Source organism: Corynebacterium sp. H130, assembly GCF_037572395.1.
Lineage (GTDB): Bacteria > Actinomycetota > Actinomycetes > Mycobacteriales > Mycobacteriaceae > Corynebacterium.
Genome location: NZ_JBBHLA010000002.1, coordinates 306,617 through 326,991 on the forward strand (window position 1 = coordinate 306,617; position 20,375 = coordinate 326,991).

General features: G+C 59.2%; 19 protein-coding genes and 4 tRNA genes. 3 read left to right on the top strand and 20 right to left on the bottom strand.

All coding sequences use genetic code 11. The features are described from left to right. Nucleotides 1–228: 228 nt before the first annotated feature. The 12 genes from WG939_RS05080 to WG939_RS05135 all read right to left on the bottom strand — a co-directional run bounded on the left by WG939_RS05080 (nucleotide 229) and on the right by WG939_RS05135 (nucleotide 6,466). Complete coding sequence (locus WG939_RS05080; protein WP_339983748.1) at nucleotides 229–603, bottom strand: DUF2752 domain-containing protein; 375 nt, start codon at nucleotides 601–603, stop codon at nucleotides 229–231. Nucleotides 604–639: 36 nt separating this feature from the next. Next, entirely contained in the window at nucleotides 640–1,104 is a 465-nt protein-coding gene (locus WG939_RS05085; RefSeq protein WP_339983346.1) for a CD225/dispanin family protein, read from the bottom strand. 127 nt (nucleotides 1,105–1,231) lie between these two features. Next, nucleotides 1,232–1,534, bottom strand: a complete 303-nt coding sequence (locus WG939_RS05090; RefSeq protein WP_339983347.1) for a CD225/dispanin family protein — start codon at nucleotides 1,532–1,534, stop codon at nucleotides 1,232–1,234. A gap of 119 nt (nucleotides 1,535–1,653) precedes the next feature. Continuing rightward, complete coding sequence (rplA, locus tag WG939_RS05095; protein WP_339983349.1) at nucleotides 1,654–2,358, bottom strand: 50S ribosomal protein L1; 705 nt, start codon at nucleotides 2,356–2,358, stop codon at nucleotides 1,654–1,656. 67 nt (nucleotides 2,359–2,425) lie between these two features. Beyond that, a complete protein-coding gene (rplK, locus tag WG939_RS05100) occupies nucleotides 2,426–2,857 on the bottom strand; it encodes a 50S ribosomal protein L11 (protein ID WP_339983351.1) in 432 nt (143 codons plus the stop codon). A 202-nt stretch (nucleotides 2,858–3,059) separates the two neighbouring features. Continuing rightward, complete coding sequence (nusG, locus tag WG939_RS05105; RefSeq protein WP_339983353.1) at nucleotides 3,060–3,848, bottom strand: transcription termination/antitermination protein NusG; 789 nt, start codon at nucleotides 3,846–3,848, stop codon at nucleotides 3,060–3,062. Between the two features lie 117 nt (nucleotides 3,849–3,965). Next, nucleotides 3,966–4,292, bottom strand: coding sequence for a preprotein translocase subunit SecE (secE, locus tag WG939_RS05110; RefSeq protein WP_339983355.1), 327 nt, complete (start codon nucleotides 4,290–4,292; stop codon nucleotides 3,966–3,968). Nucleotides 4,293–4,330: 38 nt separating this feature from the next. Further along, nucleotides 4,331–4,403, bottom strand: a tRNA-Trp gene (locus WG939_RS05115). A 157-nt stretch (nucleotides 4,404–4,560) separates the two neighbouring features. After that, nucleotides 4,561–4,632 (bottom strand) — tRNA-Met (locus tag WG939_RS05120). Between the two features lie 37 nt (nucleotides 4,633–4,669). Beyond that, nucleotides 4,670–4,742 (bottom strand) — tRNA-Thr (locus WG939_RS05125). A gap of 496 nt (nucleotides 4,743–5,238) precedes the next feature. Next, a tRNA-Tyr gene (locus tag WG939_RS05130) sits at nucleotides 5,239–5,320 on the bottom strand. A 75-nt stretch (nucleotides 5,321–5,395) separates the two neighbouring features. Then, complete coding sequence (locus WG939_RS05135; protein WP_339983357.1) at nucleotides 5,396–6,466, bottom strand: polyprenyl synthetase family protein; 1,071 nt, start codon at nucleotides 6,464–6,466, stop codon at nucleotides 5,396–5,398. 145 nt (nucleotides 6,467–6,611) lie between these two features. Between WG939_RS05135 and WG939_RS05140 the strand changes: the two genes are divergently transcribed. Continuing rightward, the gene (locus tag WG939_RS05140) at nucleotides 6,612–7,865 is read left to right on the top strand and encodes a geranylgeranyl reductase family protein (protein WP_339983359.1); all 1,254 of its coding nucleotides are present in this window, start codon (nucleotides 6,612–6,614) and stop codon (nucleotides 7,863–7,865) included. Between the two features lie 142 nt (nucleotides 7,866–8,007). Here WG939_RS05140 and WG939_RS05145 read toward each other — a convergent pair whose 3' ends face one another. From WG939_RS05145 to WG939_RS05170, 6 genes are all read right to left on the bottom strand, one after another. Next, nucleotides 8,008–8,691 carry a demethylmenaquinone methyltransferase gene (locus WG939_RS05145; protein WP_339983750.1) on the bottom strand — a complete coding sequence of 228 codons (684 nt, stop codon included), beginning with the start codon at nucleotides 8,689–8,691 and terminating at the stop codon, nucleotides 8,008–8,010. Nucleotides 8,692–8,718: 27 nt separating this feature from the next. Beyond that, nucleotides 8,719–9,918: a glycosyltransferase family 4 protein gene (locus WG939_RS05150; protein WP_339983361.1), complete on the bottom strand. Its 1,200-nt coding sequence runs from the start codon at nucleotides 9,916–9,918 to the stop codon at nucleotides 8,719–8,721. 99 nt (nucleotides 9,919–10,017) lie between these two features. After that, complete coding sequence (locus tag WG939_RS05155; RefSeq protein ID WP_339983363.1) at nucleotides 10,018–10,461, bottom strand: DUF3592 domain-containing protein; 444 nt, start codon at nucleotides 10,459–10,461, stop codon at nucleotides 10,018–10,020. A 7-nt stretch (nucleotides 10,462–10,468) separates the two neighbouring features. Further along, the gene (menD, locus tag WG939_RS05160; protein ID WP_339983365.1) at nucleotides 10,469–12,085 is read right to left on the bottom strand and encodes a 2-succinyl-5-enolpyruvyl-6-hydroxy-3-cyclohexene-1-carboxylic-acid synthase; all 1,617 of its coding nucleotides are present in this window, start codon (nucleotides 12,083–12,085) and stop codon (nucleotides 10,469–10,471) included. An 11-nt stretch (nucleotides 12,086–12,096) separates the two neighbouring features. Then, nucleotides 12,097–13,116: an o-succinylbenzoate synthase gene (locus tag WG939_RS05165; protein WP_339983367.1), complete on the bottom strand. Its 1,020-nt coding sequence runs from the start codon at nucleotides 13,114–13,116 to the stop codon at nucleotides 12,097–12,099. Continuing rightward, nucleotides 13,117–15,366 carry an excinuclease ABC subunit UvrA gene (locus tag WG939_RS05170; protein ID WP_339983369.1) on the bottom strand — a complete coding sequence of 750 codons (2,250 nt, stop codon included), beginning with the start codon at nucleotides 15,364–15,366 and terminating at the stop codon, nucleotides 13,117–13,119. It abuts the gene before it with no gap. Nucleotides 15,367–15,754: 388 nt separating this feature from the next. On the opposite strand from WG939_RS05170, the gene WG939_RS05175 reads away from it, so the two are divergent. Further along, the gene (locus tag WG939_RS05175; protein WP_339983371.1) at nucleotides 15,755–16,678 is read left to right on the top strand and encodes a 1,4-dihydroxy-2-naphthoyl-CoA synthase; all 924 of its coding nucleotides are present in this window, start codon (nucleotides 15,755–15,757) and stop codon (nucleotides 16,676–16,678) included. Here the strand turns inward: WG939_RS05175 and WG939_RS05180 are convergent. Continuing rightward, nucleotides 16,675–17,973 (bottom strand): YkvI family membrane protein, encoded by a 1,299-nt coding sequence (locus WG939_RS05180; protein ID WP_339983373.1) that lies wholly within the window; start codon nucleotides 17,971–17,973, stop codon nucleotides 16,675–16,677. The genes WG939_RS05175 and WG939_RS05180 overlap by 4 nt on opposite strands. Nucleotides 17,974–18,214: 241 nt before the next feature. On the opposite strand from WG939_RS05180, the gene menE reads away from it, so the two are divergent. Then, complete coding sequence (gene menE, locus WG939_RS05185; RefSeq protein WP_339983375.1) at nucleotides 18,215–19,342, top strand: o-succinylbenzoate--CoA ligase; 1,128 nt, start codon at nucleotides 18,215–18,217, stop codon at nucleotides 19,340–19,342. Nucleotides 19,343–19,491: 149 nt separating this feature from the next. Here the strand turns inward: menE and WG939_RS05190 are convergent, their stop codons facing one another. After that, nucleotides 19,492–20,358 carry a glycosyltransferase gene (locus tag WG939_RS05190; protein WP_339983752.1) on the bottom strand — a complete coding sequence of 289 codons (867 nt, stop codon included), beginning with the start codon at nucleotides 20,356–20,358 and terminating at the stop codon, nucleotides 19,492–19,494. Nucleotides 20,359–20,375 lie beyond the last annotated feature (17 nt).

Genomic DNA, 20,375 nt, shown 5'->3' on the forward strand with positions numbered 1-20,375 from the left:
AAGAGCACAGGGAACAAACTCACATAGTGAGGATGGACTCTAGTTACTCCTGCGTGGGCCGGTCCCGGGATCGGAACTCCTTCGACCTCCTAAGAGGTGACCGACGGTCTTCGGTGAAACTTGAGTGGCACTCAAAAGAGCGCTTCAAACTTCAGGGGTTAACCCTAGTGGTTACATGCACATTCTCCAAATCGCCAGGCCAGGCGCTTTTCGACGCCGCTTCCCCACCTACACCTGCAAGGATGCAAACGGTTCAAACGGCAACAGTCGAACAATGAACCAAATAGCCACCAGCACAAAGATGACCTGCGGAGCGCGCCGATGTTGCAGGATGTCGGGGATCCGTTTCCCCAGCGTCTTACCAAGCCACGCAATCCAGGCCCAGATGAGCAAGATGACAAACAGCAGGCCGAGCGCGTTGTAGCGAAGCGCGTCGTCAAAGCGCAGCTGCGTGAGCGCCTGAATCATGCGCATCGAACCACACCCCGGGCAGTTGATGCCCAGGAGCGCTTTCGTGGGACAAACGGGAATGACCCCGCCTGGAGTGGCAGGGTCCGCCGCAGCGATGGCCATGCAGCCACATACTGCACCAGCCCCGACCATGATCGGGGCGATGGGATTGTTACTAACAGACTTCACTTAGTAGGAAGAAGAAGTAGCTGCCAGGCCGCCGGCCATGACCTGAACCACGATGGAGATAACGGTAACAACGATGCCGAGGACTGCGGAAATAATCGCCCACTGCTTTGCCTTCTTGGAGGACTCAGCAGCGCCAGCGAAGTCGCCAGCATCCCACTTGGAGTTCACCTGGGTAGCGAAGATGATGGAAGCAATACCGGTAGGCAGACAGCACAGCACGGTAGCCAGGATTGCCCACACGAGGTAGTTCTCTGGACGCTGGCCTACTGGCTGGTTGCTCATGTCGTTGGTTGGGTAGCCACCTGCGGTGTTGTAGGCAGAGTTAGCGGACTGGTCGTAAGAGGAAGCGCCACCGTAAGGGTTTGCATTGCCCTGATCGTAGCCATTGTTGTTGGCAGAGTTGTCGCCACCGGAGATGCCGTCGTTCTGGCCGTCGTTGCCGTATGGGTTGTATGGCGTGGTCATTTTTAACCTGCACTTCCTTTAATGAATAGAATGTCGAAAAATGTCTTTCCAACCGTAACAAGATTGCAGCGACACGGCATTGCGAAGACAGGATTTCCCTAACATTGATATCGTTTTGAAATCTAAGCTAAAATTCGAATTCCTTTGTGGTTCCGACATCAAACCCCCAGCTCACGGCGCCATCCTCCACCTTTATCGTGGCAGCGATGAAGATGATCGTGGCGATAAGCAAAAACCAGAATGTAAGAGCCGCCCAGCGAGCCCAATTTCGAGCCCCATGGATATCTCCCCTAGTCCAAGAGCTACGGGAGAAAGCACTGAACAAAATGCCGATGATGCCGAAGAAGTTGCAGCAGAGGATAGTGAGCAAAATATTGGGGATGAGCCAAGAGTTTGGCTGTGGCGGAAGGTAGTTGTGTTGTTGGTACATGCGTTGCGCTCCTTTCGTACATAGGAGTCGCATAACCCACTTTTTGTTCCCGAAATAGCAAAAAGACCCCGCTGCGCAGAGTTACTGCACAACGGGGTCATTTTTGACCCGGCTAAAGATTAGCCAGCGTAGTTCTTAAGAACAGATGGGTCCACTGGGAGGCCTGGGCCGGTGGTGGAAGACATGGTGATCTTCTTCAGGTAGACGCCCTTGGCGGAAGAAGGCTTGAGGCGCATGAGCTCGTCGATGAGCGCACCGTAGTTCTCAGCCAGCTTCTCAGCGTCGAAGGACGCCTTGCCGATCAGAGCGTGCAGGTTAGCAGCCTTGTCGACGCGGAAGGAGATCTTGCCGCCCTTGACCTCTTCGATTGCCTTAGCAACGTCGGTGGTCACGGTACCGGTCTTAGGGTTTGGCATGAGGCCACGAGGACCGAGGACACGTGCAACGCGACCAACCTTGGCCATCTGGTCTGGGGTTGCGATAGCAACGTCGAAGTCGATGGTGCCAGCGGTGATCTGCTCGATCAGCTCGGTGGTGCCAACGATGTCAGCGCCTGCTGCCTCAGCCTCGGTAGCCTTCTCGCCTTCAGCGAAAACTGCAACGCGAACGGTCTTACCGGTGCCGTGTGGCAGGTTAACGGTGCCACGAACGAGCTGGTCAGCCTTGCGTGGGTCAACGCCCAGGCGGATTGCAACGTCGACGGAAGCGTCGAAGTTCTTGGAAGAGGTCTCCTTGACGAGCTTTGCAGCCTCGAGTGGGGAGTAGATGCGGCCGGCGTCGATAAGCTCGGCAGCAGCCTTGTAAGCCTTAGACTTGGTGCTCATTTGGTTTTTCCTTTACAAGAAAACTGTGGTGCGGGCCGAAGCGGGCCCTACCACGGTTGTTGATTAATTACTGGCCCTCGACGGTGATGCCCATGGAACGAGCAGTACCGGCAATGATGCGTGCGCCTGCCTCGACGTCGTTAGCGTTGAGGTCTTCCTTCTTGGTGGTAGCGATCTCACGGCACTGATCCCAGGTCACGGAGCCGACCTTCTGGGTGTGAGGAACGCCAGAGCCCTTCTGCAGGCCAGCAGCCTTGAGCAGCAGCTTGGCAGCAGGTGGGGTCTTCAGCTTGAAGTCGAAGGAGCGGTCTTCGTAGACGGTGATCTCAACAGGCACAACGTTGCCGCGCTGGGATTCAGTCGCTGCGTTGTAAGCCTTGCAGAATTCCATGATGTTAACGCCGTGTGCACCGAGTGCTGGGCCAACTGGAGGAGCTGGGTTTGCAGCGCCTGCCTGGATCTGCAGCTTAATGAGGCCAGTGACCTTCTTCTTAGCCATCGAATTACCTTCTTTCCGTGGTACCGCCTCCTGAGGCCTTCGATGATTGCCTCAGGAAACGTCCGGATGCCCTTATTTCTATGAGCCACCGGGGATGATTATGGGCGCGCCAGATTAGGACACGCGAGGTTCTACCCTACGCCAACGCCCGCCGTCGAACCAAATCGCTGGCTTTTCGACGGCGGGCGCTGAACTTACTGAATTAGGAGATCTTCTCTACCTGGTCAAACGTAAGCTCGACTGGGGTCTCGCGACCGAAGATGGACACCAGTGCCTGGAGCTTGCCGGAGTCTGCGTCGATCTCGGAGATGGTTGCAGAAACAGATGCCAGTGCGCCGGTGAGGATGGTGACTGCTTCGCCGACCTCGAAGTCGGTCTGTGCCTTCTGCTTTGCTTCGCTCATTGGCTGAGCGATGACCTTCTCGCCTTCGGCGTTGGTGGTGTCGGCTTCGCCCTCTGCAGGTGCAGTCTGTGGCATGAGGAACTTTGCAACATCGCGGTGCTTGACCGGGGTGGCGTTGCCCTCGTTGCCCACGAAGGAAGTCACGCCCGGGGTGTCGCGAACAACGGACCAGGAGCGGTCGTTGACGTCCATGCGAACGAGAACGTAACCCGGGAGCAGCTTGCGCTTGACCAGCTTGCGCTTGCCGTCGCGAATTTCGGTGACCTCTTCGATCGGAACGACGACGTCGTAGATGGAGTCCTCTACCTCAAGGGTCTGGGCACGCATGTCCAGGTTGGTCTTCACCTTGTTCTCGTAGCCGGAGTAGCACTGAATGATGTACCACTGGCCTGGGAGCTTCTTCAGCTCCTTGATGTACGCGCGCAGGCGGGTCTTGTACTCGGCAAGAGCGGCATCCTCGGCGCTGACGTCGGTATCGCCAAGAGCCTCAGCAGCCTGTGCGAGTTCAGCGTCAGTGGCCTGTTCCTTCGCCTCTGCTGCCTGTGCAGCATCAGTGAGATCAGTATCAGGAGTGAATTCGTCGCTCATTGTGTACTTTCTTTTCGAAGCCGGTTTGTTCGTAAGTCTACCCTCGAAGACCAGGGCAATAAATTATCCCGCCGTACCCTGGGGGCATTCGGCGGGATGTTTGAGATTTGATTCTAGTTACTGCACGAAGATCTTTTCAACTCCGAGGCCAGCCAGGAAGTCAACTCCTGCAACCAGGGCAGTCATGAAGATAAGGAACAGGAACACAACGATAGTGTACGTTGCCATCTGCTTTGCAGTAGGCCAGATAACTTTCTTGAGCTCAGAACCAACCTCTGGCAAGAAAGCAGCGACACCGCCACCAACCTTCTCGTCATCAGAGGTACGGGCAACCTTCTTAGCCTCAAGCTGAGCAGTAGAGGTCGTGGAAGCTCCAGTGACCTGACGCTTACCAGCAGGGCGAGCAGCTGCCGCCACGTTTTCTGGCTGTCGATCTTCAGACACCGATTGAGCTCCTTGATTAACTGATGAAGGTTTCCTTGCAGGGGCGACAGGAATCGAACCTGCAACCTACGGTTTTGGAGACCGTTGCTCTGCCAATTGAGCTACGCCCCTTCATGCACCGCTCGAAATTGAGCAGTACGGAACCACTTTAGCTACAAACTGTCTGCATTTCAAAAATTCAGACAATAACCAAGGTGACTTGCGATGAAGCATCTTGCAAAGAAGTCCCCGCACCTCACGGCACCAGGGACAATTTCGCTAGCTTCAGTAGCGATGGCGAGAATTGAACTCGCGACACAACGATTATGAGTCGTTTGCTCTACCACTGAGCTACACCGCCACGTTCATCTTCATAGCCTAAGCCAGAAAAAGAACAGAGCCCCCTGACAGAATCGAACTGTCGACCTTTTCCTTACCATGGAAACGCTCTGCCGACTGAGCTAAGGGGGCACAGCTTCTTTGTGCCTGGCAGTTTTACCTGCCCGCTCCGTTGAAGCCTTGAGTAGAATAACCGTACTTTGCTTTACTTTACAAATCAGGTGGTCAGAGCCAGTTTTTACTCTATCTGTTTCATGCCTGTTGCGATGCTCCATGTGGCCTTAGTTTGACGAGAACGTTTGGACGAGAATTCAAGGTCGTTCACTCCGCCCCCAACCACCATCCTGCAATCCTCGTCAAAACAGACTCGTCAAAACGCTCAGGAGAAAACCCAGCCCAGCTAAACACCTGCAACACACTTCAGCAGCCCCATGTTTGACGAGAACGTTTGGACGAGAATTCAAGGTCGTTCGCTCCGCCCCCAACCGCCATCCTGCAATCCTCGTCAAAACAGACTCGTCAAACACGCGAGGCAAACCCTCAAGGCAAACACGCTCGAAAGCCAGGAAGTGCAGACAAAGAAAAACCCGCCTCACTCAACAATGTGAGTGAGGCGGGCTCTCCAGGGTGCCAGATGATGGATTCGAACCAACGTAGGCAATGCCGACGGATTTACAATCCGCTCCCTTTGGCCGCTCGGGCAATCTGGCGTGCACCAAGGTGCGTTACACACTCTACTATGAACAACCTACCGGGAAGCAAATCGGCAGGTCATCCCATAGAAATTAGCCGACGCGTGCGACCGTCATTCGGGCCAGAGTGGTCAGCGCTTCAGTGGCAGGTCCGGATGGCAACTTCGCCAGTTCCGCCTCGGCCTTGGCGAGGAGCGCGTGGACGTCGTCAAGCGCGCGCTGGCGGCCCGTGGACTGGCCGAGGAGGGTGAGGATTTCGTCGAGAAGGGCGTCGTCGTCACCGATTGGGCCGGTGAGCTTGGCGCGCAGCTGGTCGCCCACTGGGCCCTCTTCCTCGAGTGCGTAGAGGACGGGGAGGGTGAAGACGCCTTCGCGAAGGTCGGTGCCTGGGTTCTTTCCGGACTGAGAGTAGTCGGAGAAGATGTCGATGATGTCATCGACGATCTGGAACACCATGCCGATGTCGTAGCCGAAGTTTCGGAGGGCGTCACGCACCTCGGGAGTGGCGCCAGCATGAAGTGCGCCAAGGTAGCCAGCAGAGGCGATGAGAACGCCGGTCTTTTCGCGGATCACGTCCATGTAGTGATCAATGGGGTTGCGCCCCTCAGGGCCCACCGTTTCGCGCATTTGGCCGGTGACCAGGTCATGGAATGTCTCGGCGAAGTGTGCGACAGTTTCCACGCCTAATTCCGCCATGATGCGGGAAACATTCGCGAGGAGGATGTCACCGGCGAGAATGGCAACCGAGTTATTCCAGCGCGCATTGGCAGAATCGACGCCACGACGCTTGTCCGCCTCGTCCATGACGTCATCGTGGTACAGCGTCGCCAGATGCGTCATCTCAACGACGGTGGCAGCCTTCACCACATCCATGCAGCCCGGCTTCGGACCATACTGCGAGGCCATCAGGGCGAACATCGGACGGAAGCGCTTGCCCCCGGCCTGTGCCAGGTGCAGCACCTTATCGGTGACAAAACTTTCACCGCGAGCAAGCTCGGCATACAGGTAGTCTTCAACCTCGGACAATCCCTGGTTGATGGCTACCTCAAGCTCAGAATCTCCGAGTGAAATCTGCGGAGATTTCCCTTCCGCCGCGGTCACCTGGGTAATAAGCTCTGCTGGCTGGTCGCCAGTGGTCGACACACCGGCCTGGCCGTTGCTCATACGTCGTTGCCCTCGAATTTCTGCATGCAACCCCTCGTGAAGGTGACAAGGGGTCAAACGGATGTAGTAGTTAGATATCTACGGTAGCTTAAACAATTCCTGCTTACACACCCCGGGTAAGTGTTTTGCAGGAATCCTTGCCACAATGGAAGCCGTGAGCACAACCATTGACACAGACGTCCTCATTGTCGGCGCGGGCCCGGCGGGATCAGCCGCCGCATTTTTTGCAGCCAAGCAGGGTTTATCTGCATTGCTTATCGACGCTGAAGAATTCCCTCGCGATAAGACCTGTGGCGATGGACTCACCCCACGCGCAACACACCAATTGGCCAAGATGGGCTTGCTCGACCACATCACCGAGCGCTACCAATCCAATGGCCTCAAACTCCACGGGTTCGGCGGCTCCGTCACCGCCCCATGGCCCGACTCCCCCTTCGGCCAAGTAGGCTCCGCCTGCCGACGCACCGAACTCGACCACCTCTTGGTCAAGCATGCGGCAGCGCAACCAGAAGTCACCACCTGGCTGGGCGCAACAGTCCACTCCCCCGTCATAACCAGCCGAATCACGGAAGTTACGGTGACCCACGAGGGCGTCGACAAGCGCGTGCGACCACGGCACGTGATTGTGGCTGATGGCGTGCGCTCCACCTTCGGCAAGCAACTCGGACGCACCTGGCACCGCGGCGAGGTATACGGCATCGCCGCCCGCTCCTACTGCACCACCCCGCTTGCCGACGAACCATGGATCCACTCCCACCTAGAGCTACGCTCCGACGGAATCGCACAACCAGGCTACGGCTGGATCTTCCCACTCGGCGACGGCACCGCCAACGTCGGCTGCGGAGCCCTCTCCACCGACAAGCGACCAGCACGCCTGAACACCAAGAAGGTACTTCGCGAATACGCCTTATCGCTGGAATCCGAGTGGTCCTTCGGCACACCAGAAAACGTCGCCTCAGCCTTGCTCCCAATGGGAGGCGCAGTCACCAACGTGGCAGGACCTAACTGGATGCTCATTGGCGACGCCGCAGCCTGCGTCAACCCTCTCAACGGCGAAGGCATCGACTACGCCCTCGAAACCGCAGAACTAGCAGCACAGCTATGCACCACGACAAAAGATTTGACCCTCGTATGGCCACACGTGCTGCGAGAACACTACGGCGAAGCATTCCTCCTGGCACGCACCCTCGCCCGCGCACTCACCTACCCACAATTCCTGCCTGTATTCGGGCCAATCGGACTGCGCGTACCTGTGCTCATGCAATCAGCAGCGCGACTCATGGGCAACCTCGTCACCGAGGAAGACAAAGACGTAGTGTCCTGGAGCTGGCGGAAAGCCGGGAAGTATCTCAGCGGGGCGCGCTCCGAAGCGCCGCTGTGGGGGAAATCTTTCCCGTAATTGGACCAGAAATTGGGCAAAACCCCAGGATGGGTAGCCCAAAGACGGGAAAGATTTCGGGCGGAAGGAAAAACATCCCCTGTTTGGACAGGTTTTGGGGCAAAACCCCAGGATGGGTAGCCCAAAGACGGGAAAGATTTCCTTATACAGGCTTGGTGGCGGAGTGCAGAGCAACAACACCAAAGGTGAGGTTCTGCCAACCAGCGCCTTCCCAACCGTTGCGGTTGATGCGGCGCGCTAGTTCTTCTTGATCTGGCCAGGCTCGGATTGAGTCGGCGAGGTATTCGTAGGCGGTGGGGTTGGAGCTCACTGCTCGTGCGATTGCTGGGAGTACGCGGAGCACGAGTGCGTAGGCCTGGGAGAATACCGGGATGATGGGCGTCGAGAATTCGGCGATGCAGAGGCGACCACCTGGTTTGGTGACGCGAGCGAGTTCGCGGATGGCGGCTTCGTGGTCGTGGATGTTGCGGAGGCCGTAGGAGACGGTGACGGCGTCGAAGGTGTTGTCCGGGAAGGGCAGCTTCATGCCGTCGCCGGCTACTTTGGGGACGTCGCGGTGTGTGCCGGCGGCGAGCATGCCGAGGGAGAAATCGCAGGCGATGCAGGTAGCGCCCGATTTTGCGAGTTCTTCGGTGGACACGGCGGTGCCGGCGGCGAGGTCAAGAACGAGTTCGCCGGGTTTGAGGGCTAGGCGTTCGCGCGTGCGGCGACGCCACTGGGCGTCGATGCCCATCGTCAAGACGGTGTTGGTGATGTCGTAGTTTTTGCCTACTTGGTCAAACATCCGAGCGACGTCGATAGGCTGCTTGTCCAGCGTTGCCTTGATTCCTTTTTTAGCCACGCCTCAAGCGTACTAGTCCACGCGGGCGCCGAGTGCCTTGGCTGCCCACAGTGGTAGCTCTGGGCGAGGACCGAAGATGGTGAGAGGGACGCGCTTGGACTCTTCGATAACGGCTGCGTAGTGCTTGAGCAGCTGCTCGCACAGGCTCTCCCACGTCTTAGTGCGCACCGTGTTGCGGGAGGCGGCAGCGTAGCGGTCGTAGCGACGCGGATCGAGGATCTGGTCAACGGCGTCAGGAAGTTCTTCGGTGAAGGTTTCCACGTCCAGAAGGTCGCCGTCCACGCCCGGGGTGATCAGGTCAATCGGGCCACCGGCGCGAGGGCCAATCGTTGGGACGCCGGAGGCGTGCGCTTCTTGGATGGCCTGGCAGAAGGTTTCAAATTCGCCGGTGTGAACAAACAGATCGAGGCTGGCGTAGGCGCGAGCAAGTTCTTCACCGCCGAGAGATCCCATGAACACGGCCGTCGGCAAGAGCTTTTCGAGGCGCTGACGCTCCGGGCCGTCACCGACGATGACCAGCTGCAGGTCGGAGCGGTGTGCGAGGGCCTCGAGCCTATCGACACCCTTCTCCGCCGCCAGTCGGCCGACGAAGCCGACGATGCGCTTGGAGCGGGTTGGGTCCCAGGCGCGGCGCAGTTCCTCGGAACGCTTCGAAGGGTGGAAACGGACGGTGTCGACGCCGCGTCCCCAGTGGTAGATCTCATTGATGCCGTGGCTCTCCAACTCGGCAATGGTGACCGAGGACGGCGCCAGGGTGCGCTGGCACATGTTGTGCAGCGTGCGGGTCCACTCCCAGCTCGCTGCTGCCAGCATGGTGAGCTTGTACTTCGTGGCGAAGCCCGCGACATCGGTCTGGTAGATCGCGATCGCTGGAATGCGCAGCTGACGCGCAGCGAGAGCGCCTGCGCCACCGAGCACAAATGGGGATGCCAGGTGGATGATGTCTGGGTCAAAAGCGCGAAGTGCCTGAGTAACCGCCGGAATTGGGACGCCGACAGGCAGGGAGTTGATCAGTGGGACCATGATGGTCGGAACACGGAAGATCTCAAAACCCAGGTATTCAGGGATTTCTTCTTCAAAGTCGCGGGCGCCCGGCGCAATAACCAGGGCCTCGTGGCCGTTCGCATGCAGGTGCTCCAGCACCCGCAGCACGGAGTTGGTCACTCCGTTGACATTTGGCAGGAATGATTCGGCAACAATTGCGACACGCATGTGAGCCATATTCTCCTTTGAAAGCCACCAACACCTTGTCGGCAGGTTAAGTCCAAGCGAATTTTTGAAAACGCTTTGGAACCCAGGCCATCCTAGACCCTACCCCCGCGCGGTAACCTCAACCACGCGCTCCAGCGCCCGTCGCCAACGGCCAAGCGCAACCAGGATCAGGGCAAACAGTGCAGAAGAGACAAAAAACACACTGGTCGCAGGCAACAGCGCGAGCTTCCAGGTACGCCCCTCCACTTTGACTAGCTCAGGGTTCTTCTTCGAGTAGTCGACCCACACTCGCTGTCCCTCACCAAGGCCACCGGGATACAGCACGCCTGTGCGTGGCGAGTGGTAGAGACCCGATTCATCCTGATAATCGACCGTCGTGCGAAAAGCCGACACCGACGTCACCCTGGCCAGCGCCCGGCCGTGATGTTCGTTGATTTCACGGTCACCAATGAGTGGCCCCACTACCAGGGCAAAGCAGCCCACCACGATGCACAGGTACAAAATGAGCACCAGCTGGGTAAGGCGACGATGGAATCTCAGCATGCGTGCCTTACCAAGCCACAGACTTCTTGATGGACTCATGCAACGAGCGCCTGCCCGAACGCACCGTCACTGCCTCAATCACGCGGAACTCGGGTGGGCCGTCGATGGCGTCGACAAGCTGCTCGATGAGTTCGGGAAGAGATTCGGCGCGAGAGTAGGCGACGCCGTAACCGGTGCAAAGGTCCTCGATCTGGGCGTCGTGTGGGGTGCCGAAGACGCGCTCGAAGCGGTCGCGGTACTCCTCGGCGCCCTGTTCGAGTGTTTCGAAGATGCCGCAGCCGTTGTCGTTGGCGACCACAATGGTGAGGTTCTCCGGGCGCGGTTCATCGGGACCAATGAGCAGGCCGCCGATGTCGTGGAGGAAGGTGACATCGCCGAGCAGCGCGACGGTGCGCGGGGCGCGGATCTCAGCTGGGTGCATAGCTTGGGTGGCAAGCGCGACGCCGACGGCCTGGCTAACGGTTCCGTCGATACCAGCGGCGCCACGGGGAGCGTAAGCACTCACACCATCAAAAGGCATGCCTACCCAGGACATATCGCGAATCGGGTTGGAGGCACCGATCACGATGGTATCGCCGGTGCCGAGGGTATCGGCCACAGCGGCCGCAGCGTGCAGGCCCGTAAATTCTTCGACTTTTTCCAGTCCTTCTCGTACTGCTTCGATGGCAAGTTCCGAGGCTGCTTCGGCGATCTTCAGCCACTGCTTCGTCGGCTCACCGCTGACCTTCACACGGGAAGCTACCCGGCGCGCCACACCAGTTGGGTCGTGATAGTCGGCCGTGCGAGTGAGCACAGTGATGTCAATGTCCTTGTCCTGGGCCAATGCCAACACTTCGCGGTGCAGGGTCGGATGCCCCACGATGACGATGTGCTTTGGCTTGGTGTCCACCACGTAGCCTTCGCCGGAAACCTGCTGCTTGCTGAACACAGACGCAGCCAGCGGGTGAATCGGGTTGTGTGGCGCCGGAGCGGTAGGTTCGGCGATCGTTGGAACGTCCTCCAGGCCTGGGACGGACCACGCCCCATCGCCTGCGATGACCAGGGTGTCTTCGCTGAGGTCAAGCTCGACCTCACCCCAGTCAGTGGCACCTTGAGCAATTTCGCGGTGCTCCGCAGGTGTCTCTTCCGGTGCGCCGACCAGCGGGTTTCGGAACGCAACGTTGACGTGCGACTGCGGGTAAGAAAGCGCGCGTCGAAGCGTCGCGGCAGCCACCTCTGGACGGGTATCAACATCAATGCCGAAGGTGGTCGCATACGGCTCAAACAGTCCAAACTGCTCAATGGTTTGGCTGGCACCGGTTCCCACGAAGTGGCGCGGGCGATCCGCGGAAAGGATCATCAGCGGAACACCGGCCAGGCGAGCTTCGATCACAGCGGGCAACGTGTTGGCAACGGCAGTACCCGAAGTCATCACCACGGCGACCGGGCGACGCTGAACACGGGCGATGCCAAGGGCGAGGAAGGCGGCGCTGCGCTCGTCGATACGCATGTGCAGGCGCAGGTCGGAGCGGGCGAGCTCCATCAAAAGCGGCGCATTTCGCGAGCCCGGGCAGGCAACAACGTCGGTCATCCCCTGAGCGCGAAGTTCGGCAACGAGGGCGGAAGCAACATCCACAGCAGTCATGGGACCCCAGTTTAGTGGGTGTGGCGTGCGAGCTCCTCATGCGTTGCTCGCAGCCTTTCGAGCCACCAGCGCGTTGTCTCTGCGTCAGCTTTGAACTCGGCGAGCCGGGCACGATCTGGCACGACCGGCGCGGCGTCCAAAAATCCGTCGTACAGTTCGCGGGGCTCCGCCACATCTTCCAAGAACAAACTGCCTGTTCCGAGTCCTGCGGGTGCGGGTGGTACGTCGATGAGGTCGTCGTCATCGTGGCTCGGCAGCGCCGCTACCGCAGCGATACCGGCATTCAGTCCCACCGCGGTATCCAGCGCACTCGAGACCGTCACATCCATACCGTGGCTGCGCAGGTGCTTGGCGACGGCCAACAGGCGCCTCACCCCACCCAGCGGAGCGGCCTTCACCACTCCCACATCCGCAGCGCGCATATCGACCACCTTGAAGGGGTCGTCGGCCTTGCGGATGGACTCATCTGCTGCGATGCGTTGGAAGATGCCCTGGCGTTGCAGGCGGGTGCGCAATTCTTTGAGTTCTTCTAGGGTGGCGCAGGGTTGTTCCAGGTAGTCGAGGGGGCCAAAGGTCTTGGCCGCTTCTTCCGCTTGGTCGATGCTCCAGCCGGTGTTGGCATCGATGCGGATTTTCGCGCCTGGCCGAGCCTGCCGGACAGCTTCGACGCGGGCTCGGTCCATCTCCAGCGTGTGGCCTTTTTCCGCTACCTTCACCTTGATGGTCATGCAGCCTGGGTAGCGTTCCAGCAGCTCGGGGACTCGCTCCGGTTCGATCGCTGGGATGGTGCCGTTGACCTCCACCTTGTCGCGCTGCAACTCAGGTGGGCCCTGGTAGGCCATCTCGATGCCACAGGCGAGCCAGTGTGAGGCCTCCGACGGGCCGTATTCCTTGAAAGGGCTGAATTCGCCCCAGCCTGCGGGACCTTCAATGAGCAGGGCTTCCCTAGTGGTGATGCCACGGAATTTCACGCGCAGGGGCAGGCTGACAACGTGAGAGCGCTCGATGAGGTCGTCCAGGCTGGGGATCATTTAGATCGCTTTCTTTAGGTATTCGGCAGTGGTGGTCTGTGCCTTCACCATATCCTTCGGGGATCCTTCGAAGACGATCTGACCGCCGTCGTGTCCGGCTGCTGGGCCGATGTCGATGATGTGGTCAGCGGCGGCCATCACGGCCAGATTGTGCTCGATGGCGATGACGGTGCGGCCGTCGTCGACGAGGGAATGCATCATCTGAATTAGAGTCTGGGTGTCAGCAAGGTGGAGGCCGGAGGTTGGCTCATCCAAAACGATGATAGGCGCCTTTTCTATCATGCGAGCTGCGAGTTTGAGTCGTTGACGTTCACCACCAGACAGGGTTGTCAATGGTTGGCCAAGCTTAATGTAGGGCAGACCCACGGAAATCAGGCGCTTCAAAACCTTATTAATTTCGCCCGTTTTGAATACCTTCACAGCTTGCCCGACAGACATGTCGAGCACCTCGGAAATATCCTTGCCCTCGACCTTGTACTGCAACACTTCATCCTTGAATCGCTTGCCACCGCACTCCTCGCAGGTGGTGGACACGCCCGCGGTAAAGCTGAGGTCCACGTACACCACGCCGAGGCCCTTACAGGTTGGACAAGCGCCCTCAGAGTTCGAAGAAAACAGTGCTGGTTTTACGCCATTGTCCTTGGCGAACTTCGCGCGAACTTTGTCCAAAATGCCGGTGTAGGTAGCTGGGTTCGAGCGGCGGGAACCGCGAATAGCGGACTGGTCGACCACGAGGACGTCGTCACGCCCCTCCAGCGCGGCCGCGACCAGAGAGGACTTGCCGGAACCTGCCACGCCCGTAACCGCGGTGAGGACGCCGAGCGGGAAGGTGACGGTAACGTCGCGGACGTTGTTGCGGGTGACGTGCTCGATGGTCAGCTCGCCGGTTGGGGTGCGTGGCTCTTTGAGCGCCAGTGGCGTGTGCAGGTACTGCGCAGTGGTCGAAGAGGAGCTCTTCAGTTCTTCCGGGGTGCCGGTGAACACGACGGTGCCGCCATCGCTACCACTGCCTGGACCGATGTCGATGATGTTGTCGGCGGCCAGGATGACCTCCGGCTTGTGTTCGACCACGAGGACGGTATTGCCCTTGTCGCGAATGTCGTGAAGCAGCGAATTCATGCGCGCGATGTCGTGCGGGTGCAGGCCGATGGTCGGCTCGTCAAAGACATAGGTAACGTCCGACAGCGGAGATCCCAAGTGCCGAATCATCTTCACGCGCTGCGCCTCGCCGCCGGACAGGGTGCCCGCCTCGCGATCCAGGCTGAGGTAGCCGAGGCCGATATCAACCATGGACCGCAGGATGCCGAGCAGGTTGTCGCGCGCCGGCCCAACCTCAGCCCCAAGCTTTTCGACGAAGCCCAGCAAGTCACTCACCTGCATGGAAGCCAACTCGCCGATGGTTTTCCCATTGACGGTTGCCGTACGGGCCGCTTCCTTCAGGCGGGTGCCCTGGCAATCGGGACAGGTAGAGGTGGTGGCAATCTCGGCCACGAAGTTCACGATCTGCTTCGCCTTTGGTGGCTCGGCGCGATCAATCCAGAGGCGACGCACGCGGGTGATCAGGCCCTCGTAGGAGGTGTTTTTGCCGTTGACCTTGATCTTTTGGGGCTCCGCGTACATGAGCATGTCGCGGTCATCCTTACTGAAGCACTTAATCGGTTTGTCCAGGTCAAACAGGCCCGTTTCGCCGTAGGTCTTCCAGTACCACTCCCCCACGTTGTGGCCGGGTGCCATGATGGCGCCGTCGTTCAACGATTTCGACTCGTCAATGATCTTGGATTCATCGAGCGTTGCTGCTTGGCCGGAGCCCTCACAGGTCGGGCACCAGCCGTCGGGAAGGTTGAATGAAAAGGCGCTGGAGGTGCCCACATGCGGTTCGGACATGCGGGAAAACAGCAGGCGCAAAATGGCGTGCGCATCCGTCGCGGTACCTACAGTAGAGCGGGAATTCGCTCCCATGCGCTCTTGGTCGATGATGATCGCGGGGCTTAAGTTCTCTAGCGATTCCACCTCGGGGCGAGGAAGAGTTGGCATGAACCCCTGAATGAAGGTGGAGTAGGTTTCATCGATTAACCTGCGGGATTCCGCGGCGACAGTGCCGAAGACGAGGCTCGACTTGCCGGAACCGGAGACGCCAGTGAAGACATTGAGGCGTCGTTTCGGAATGTCCACATCGACATCATTGAGATTGTTGACGCGAGCGCCACGAACTTTGATAATGTCGTGGGCATCAGCAGGGTTTATTGTCATGTCATTAAGTCTAAGCAGGACCCTCAAGTGATGCTTTACACCCCCGATAATCGGGCTTCATACCCCCTCGGTTCAACATTCCTCAGCTTCTTGTCGATTTTCATCACCAACACCGCGGGAAAAGAAATCACACTGAAGCAATTCCTAAGGTGCAGCTCTGATAGGCGTTATCAACAAGTCATAATAGAGACGAGCATCACAGCGACGCCGCACGGGGGAAGCGGGAGTGCTCCGACAAGAAACCGTCGCAGATCGCATGCGCCAGCAGGCCATTTAAGGGGGACTCGGGGGAGAACCAGCTGGACATGCTTTTCTCATGCACGCCGCGGAAGCCATCGGGGGATCAGGCTTCCGCGGCGAGAGGCCGGGGGACACCTAAAGTAGAGGCATGACTAATCCTTTTAAGCCAGAACTATGGAAGCCCGTCGAGGGCTTCGAAGACCTCACCGACATCACCTACCACCGCCTCATTGGCGACACGCGTGCCGACGGTATCGTCCGCATCGCCTTTGACCGCCCTGAGGTGCGCAACGCGTTCCGCCCACACACCGTGGATGAGCTGTACCGCGCTCTCGACCACGCCCGCCGCACCCCAGATGTGGGAACGGTGCTGCTCACCGGCAATGGCCCATCGGAAAAGGACGGCGGCTGGGCGTTTTGTTCCGGCGGCGATCAACGAATTCGCGGACGTTCCGGCTACCGCTACGCCTCCGGTGAAACCGCTGACACGGTAGATGAGATGCGCACCAAGGCTGAAGGCGGACGCCTGCATATCCTCGAGGTGCAGCGCCTGATTCGCACGATGCCGAAGGTCGTTATCGCTGTTGTTAATGGCTGGGCGGCCGGCGGCGGCCACTCCCTGCACGTGGTCTGCGACATGACGATTGCTTCCCGCGAGTACGCCAAGTTCAAACAGACCGACGCTGATGTCGGATCCTTCGATGCCGGCTACGGCTCGGCTTACCTGGCCAAGATGGTGGGCCAGAAGTTCGCCCGCGAGATCTTCTTCCTCGGCCGCACCTACGACGCCGAAACGATGCAGCGCATGGGTGCCGTCAACATCGTCGCTGATCACGCAGACCTCGAGGACGAAGCAATCCAGCTTGGCCGAGAGATCAACGGCAAGTCCCCTACCGCGCAGCGCATGCTGAAGTTCGCCTTCAACCTGACCGACGACGGCCTCATGGGCCAGCAGGTCTTCGCGGGCGAGGCCACCCGACTTGCCTACATGACCGATGAGGCCGTGGAAGGTAAGAACAGCTTCTTGGAAAAGCGGGACCCGGACTGGTCCGAGTTCCCGTACTACTACTAGCGGGTCACCAAGTTCTTCGGCGCCTCGTCGACGGGTTCAATATCCGCGAGTTCGAGGTGCCCGTCGTCGATAAGCTCCTGCGTGACGTCACTGGTGATGGATTCCTCCAGCGTGGCGTCCTCCGCAGGGGAGGCGGCGACCACGGCCTTGAGCTTGCGCGCGTGGATCTTGGTGAACGCGACCTTAGGGTTCAGCTTGCGCATCAGCAGGCCACGGATGGTTTCACGACGCTCAATTTCGGCGTTGATGCGGGAGCGTCCGCGCAGGTAGGCAACAATAAGCACCACGATCAGCACCACGCCGACGTAGCCGAGCAGCGGGTAAAGGTAAGACACGAGAGTCTTGAAGCCGACGAAGCTGAGGACGAAACCGACGAGGCACATCGCGACGTATACCGCGCGGAAACGCGTAGGCTTTGCGACGGTCAATCGGCGCGACATCGCGTAGAACATACCGATCGCGGTGTTGTAAATCATGGCGAAGATGACGATGGCCATGATGTCGCCGAGCACAGGATTTACGCTATCGACCAGGGCGAGCGTTGGCATTGCCTGGTTTCCAACGACTGGCAGCGCCACCCAGAGAGAAACGACCAGGCCGGTCAGAAGCAGGCCGTAGATGGCGCCACCAAGCAGTCCGCCCCAACCGGCGGCGCGGGTGTCATGATGAGCACCACCGATCACGATGCACATAGATGCGGCAACGATGATGCTGAAACCGATGTAGTTGATGCTGGAAACCCACCAGTTAGGCAGCTCCGTTGCCACCTGCTCCGTGTACGGCTGCAGGGTCGACAGGTCGGCCGGTGCCTGGCGAATAGCGAAGTACATGGCCAGGACCAGGAAGAAGATGATAAATGGGGTGGCCGCGCCGATCACCTGGCTGACGCGATCGACATCAAGAAATCCGGTTGCGACCACGAGCACCAGCATGATCACCGCACCCATCCACATCGGAAGGCCGAACTGCTGCTGCAGGTTGGCGCCGGCGCCAGCGAACATCACGAAGCCGACGGCGAACAGGGTGGCCATGATGCCATAGTCGATGACTCGGGCCAGCACTGGGTAGGTCACTTTGCTGAACACAGCGTTGTGCTCATCGGCGAGGAAGTAGGAGCCGAACTTGAGCACGATCATGCCGGCGATTCCAAGCATGATTCCGGCGAACACGGCAGCCACGATGCCCCACGGGCCGAACGCGACAAAGAACTGGAGCGCTTCCTGACCCGAGGCGAAACCTGCGCCAACAACAACTCCGACGAATGCCATAGCAATGTTTATGGACTTCTTAAACACGGTTATTCCCTTATGTCTGTGCGACGCCCAGTAACGCCGCTTGCTTAAGACAAGGTTAAGCAGGTGAATGAATTAACTCATTTTCAATAGGTCACGAAAAGGTCTCACACCTGGGGTTTTACCTTGAGTTGGCCTCGGACTCAGTTTGAGTGGCACCCCTCCCCCACTGCGCTTATAGGGACATTTCGCAAACGTTATTGAATAGTGACCGCAATTGTGGGGGCCACTACACTTGAAAGCCGTGAGTAACTTAATTCTCGAGCCCCTCGTCGTACCCAGCGACAACCCCGTTCGGATCCTCGACGACCTCGAAGCCGCCATCTCCGGAACTCGCTCCCTGCTGCCCCTCCCCGACCATGATCAGGGGCGCGCGGCAACGCTTCGGTCGTCGCAAAGCGTGGGCGAGGAGTGCGAGGCCGCACTCGTCATGGCAACCTCGGGAAGCACCGGCACTCCCAAAGGCGCACTGCTTTCGCCGGCCAACCTCGTGAGCTCCGCCGACGCCACCCACCAATTCCTCGGTGGCACCGGACAATGGCACCTCGCGCTGCCGGCCCACCACATCGCCGGGATTCAAGTGCTCATCCGCTCGCTGGTCGCGGGAATCGAGCCGACGTTTCAGGACGTCAGCGCCGGCTTTTCCATCCCCGCCTTCGCCAGCGCCGCCGCCGAACTCGCCTCCACCGGAGACCGCAGCTACACCTCCCTCGTGCCCAACCAGCTGATCAAAGCGATGGACACCCTGCAAGGTATCGACGCCCTCAGGCTTTTCGACGCCATCCTGGTCGGCGGCGCACCCATTTCCCGCGACATCCTCCGGGCAGCCCGCGAAATGGGAATCAACGTGGTGACCACCTACGGGTCCTCGGAGACTTCCGGAGGCTGTGTCTACAACGGGCGCCCAATTCCCGGCGCGCGAATCCGCCTCGTGGGCGAAAGGATTCACCTCGGCGGGCCGATGATCGCCTCGGGATACCGGAATGTGCCCTCTTCGTCGGCTTTTGAAGAACCGGGGTGGTTCGCCACCTCTGACACGGGAGTCTTGGAAGACGGTGTTTTGCGAGTAACTGGGCGACTCGACAATGTCATCATCACCGGCGGGCTGAAAATCCACCCCGAAGTAGTGGAACAAGCATTGCTGGATGTGCCGGGAGTTACCGGAGCATGCGTAGTCGGAGTGCCCGATCCGCGACTTGGGCAAAAGATCGTGGCTGCTTACACAGGCTCCTTGAATCCGGGGGAAGTTATCGCAGCGTTGGACGAGCTGCCTAGATGGCAGTTGCCCCGGGAATTGCAGAGCGTAGAGGCGTTGCCACTGACGGGTCCCGGGAAAGTGGACCGAGTGAAGGTCGGGAAGATGTTTGGGTAGGTGTTTAGAGGCTTTCGGTTGGGGGGGGTTCGGCGGGCAGCCTTTTCCGCGAGGACGATAATCCCCGTTAGATAATGGGCCAGTAGCACTCTTGAAGTGGCCAATATCTAAAGGGGATTATCGCTGCCGCGGGGCCCTCAAAGAACCCCCTAGTCCTCCCGAGACGAGGCCTCCAGCAACTTGTCCAGGTCCTCCTGCGTGTAGACCTTGTTGATCTGCTCGTCATTGCCACCCATCAGGGTGTTGCCCACGACGAGGGCTCCGACCTGTGTCGATGGGATGACTGCGAAGTGGCGGGGCTGCGCGTACACCTGGCGGATTGGGTGTTCCGAGCGTAGGGCGCAGGCGTGGAGCCAGACATCATCGGCCCGTGGGGTGAGCTGCATGAAGACATCGCCCTGAGCCACCACGTAGGAAATGAAGGTTGGCGGATAAAGGACCCCGGAGACGCCAGTGGCAAAGTGCAGGTAGGAGGCCTGGCAGGTGTCGGCGGCGCTCCATTTGGCGTAGGGCAGCATGTGGCCGTCGCGAAGCTCGATGCGGTGAGCACGGTAGGCGATGACGACGTCGTTGCGCAGGTCGCCGATGAAGAGGAGGTTCTGTAGGAACCACTCTGGGTAGATCATGTCGTCATCGATGGTGGCGACGCGGGTGTTGGTGCCGTAGACCTCGCGGAATTGGCCCCAGTATTTGGTGTGGGGGCCGTAGCGACCGTCGGAGCAGCGCACTTGCAGGCCACGTTTGATGAGGCGCTTGAGGGTGTCTGGGTATTCGGAGTTGAAGTCGGGCTCGTCGAGCCACAGGATGATCGGCGCTTTGACGTAACCGCGGGCGATCGATTCGAGTGTTAGATATACCTTCGGCAGGCGCTTGCCATAGGTGGTGAGGGAGATGACCACATCGCCGTCCTGCGGAATGCGGGTGCGCGACAGGCGGTTCGCAAGCCACAGCGGGATGATGCGAAAACACGTGAGGAAGAAGCTGGCGATCTGCCCGAGGGTATAGCCGATCCACATCATCGCTTCGAACACGC

Excerpts from the sequence above, each read along its gene's own strand:
- WG939_RS05085 (WP_339983346.1), bottom strand. The coding sequence starts at position 1,104 with ATGACCACGCCATACAACCCATACGGCAACGACGGCCAGAACGACGGC.
- WG939_RS05080 (WP_339983748.1), bottom strand. The coding sequence starts at position 603 with ATGGTCGGGGCTGGTGCAGTATGTGGCTGCATGGCCATCGCTGCGGCG.
- WG939_RS05165 (WP_339983367.1), bottom strand. The coding sequence starts at position 13,116 with ATGATCCCCAGCCTGGACGACCTCATCGAGCGCTCTCACGTTGTCAGC.
- WG939_RS05150 (WP_339983361.1), bottom strand. The coding sequence starts at position 9,918 with ATGCGTGTCGCAATTGTTGCCGAATCATTCCTGCCAAATGTCAACGGA.
- WG939_RS05090 (WP_339983347.1), bottom strand. The coding sequence starts at position 1,534 with ATGTACCAACAACACAACTACCTTCCGCCACAGCCAAACTCTTGGCTC.
- rplA (WP_339983349.1), bottom strand. The coding sequence starts at position 2,358 with ATGAGCACCAAGTCTAAGGCTTACAAGGCTGCTGCCGAGCTTATCGAC.
- rplK (WP_339983351.1), bottom strand. The coding sequence starts at position 2,857 with ATGGCTAAGAAGAAGGTCACTGGCCTCATTAAGCTGCAGATCCAGGCA.
- WG939_RS05175 (WP_339983371.1), top strand. The coding sequence starts at position 15,755 with ATGACTAATCCTTTTAAGCCAGAACTATGGAAGCCCGTCGAGGGCTTC.
- WG939_RS05135 (WP_339983357.1), bottom strand. The coding sequence starts at position 6,466 with ATGAGCAACGGCCAGGCCGGTGTGTCGACCACTGGCGACCAGCCAGCA.
- nusG (WP_339983353.1), bottom strand. The coding sequence starts at position 3,848 with ATGAGCGACGAATTCACTCCTGATACTGATCTCACTGATGCTGCACAG.
- WG939_RS05170 (WP_339983369.1), bottom strand. The coding sequence starts at position 15,366 with ATGACAATAAACCCTGCTGATGCCCACGACATTATCAAAGTTCGTGGC.
- WG939_RS05140 (WP_339983359.1), top strand. The coding sequence starts at position 6,612 with ATGGAAGCCGTGAGCACAACCATTGACACAGACGTCCTCATTGTCGGC.
- menD (WP_339983365.1), bottom strand. The coding sequence starts at position 12,085 with ATGACTGCTGTGGATGTTGCTTCCGCCCTCGTTGCCGAACTTCGCGCT.
- WG939_RS05190 (WP_339983752.1), bottom strand. The coding sequence starts at position 20,358 with ATGTGGATCGGCTATACCCTCGGGCAGATCGCCAGCTTCTTCCTCACG.
- WG939_RS05155 (WP_339983363.1), bottom strand. The coding sequence starts at position 10,461 with ATGCTGAGATTCCATCGTCGCCTTACCCAGCTGGTGCTCATTTTGTAC.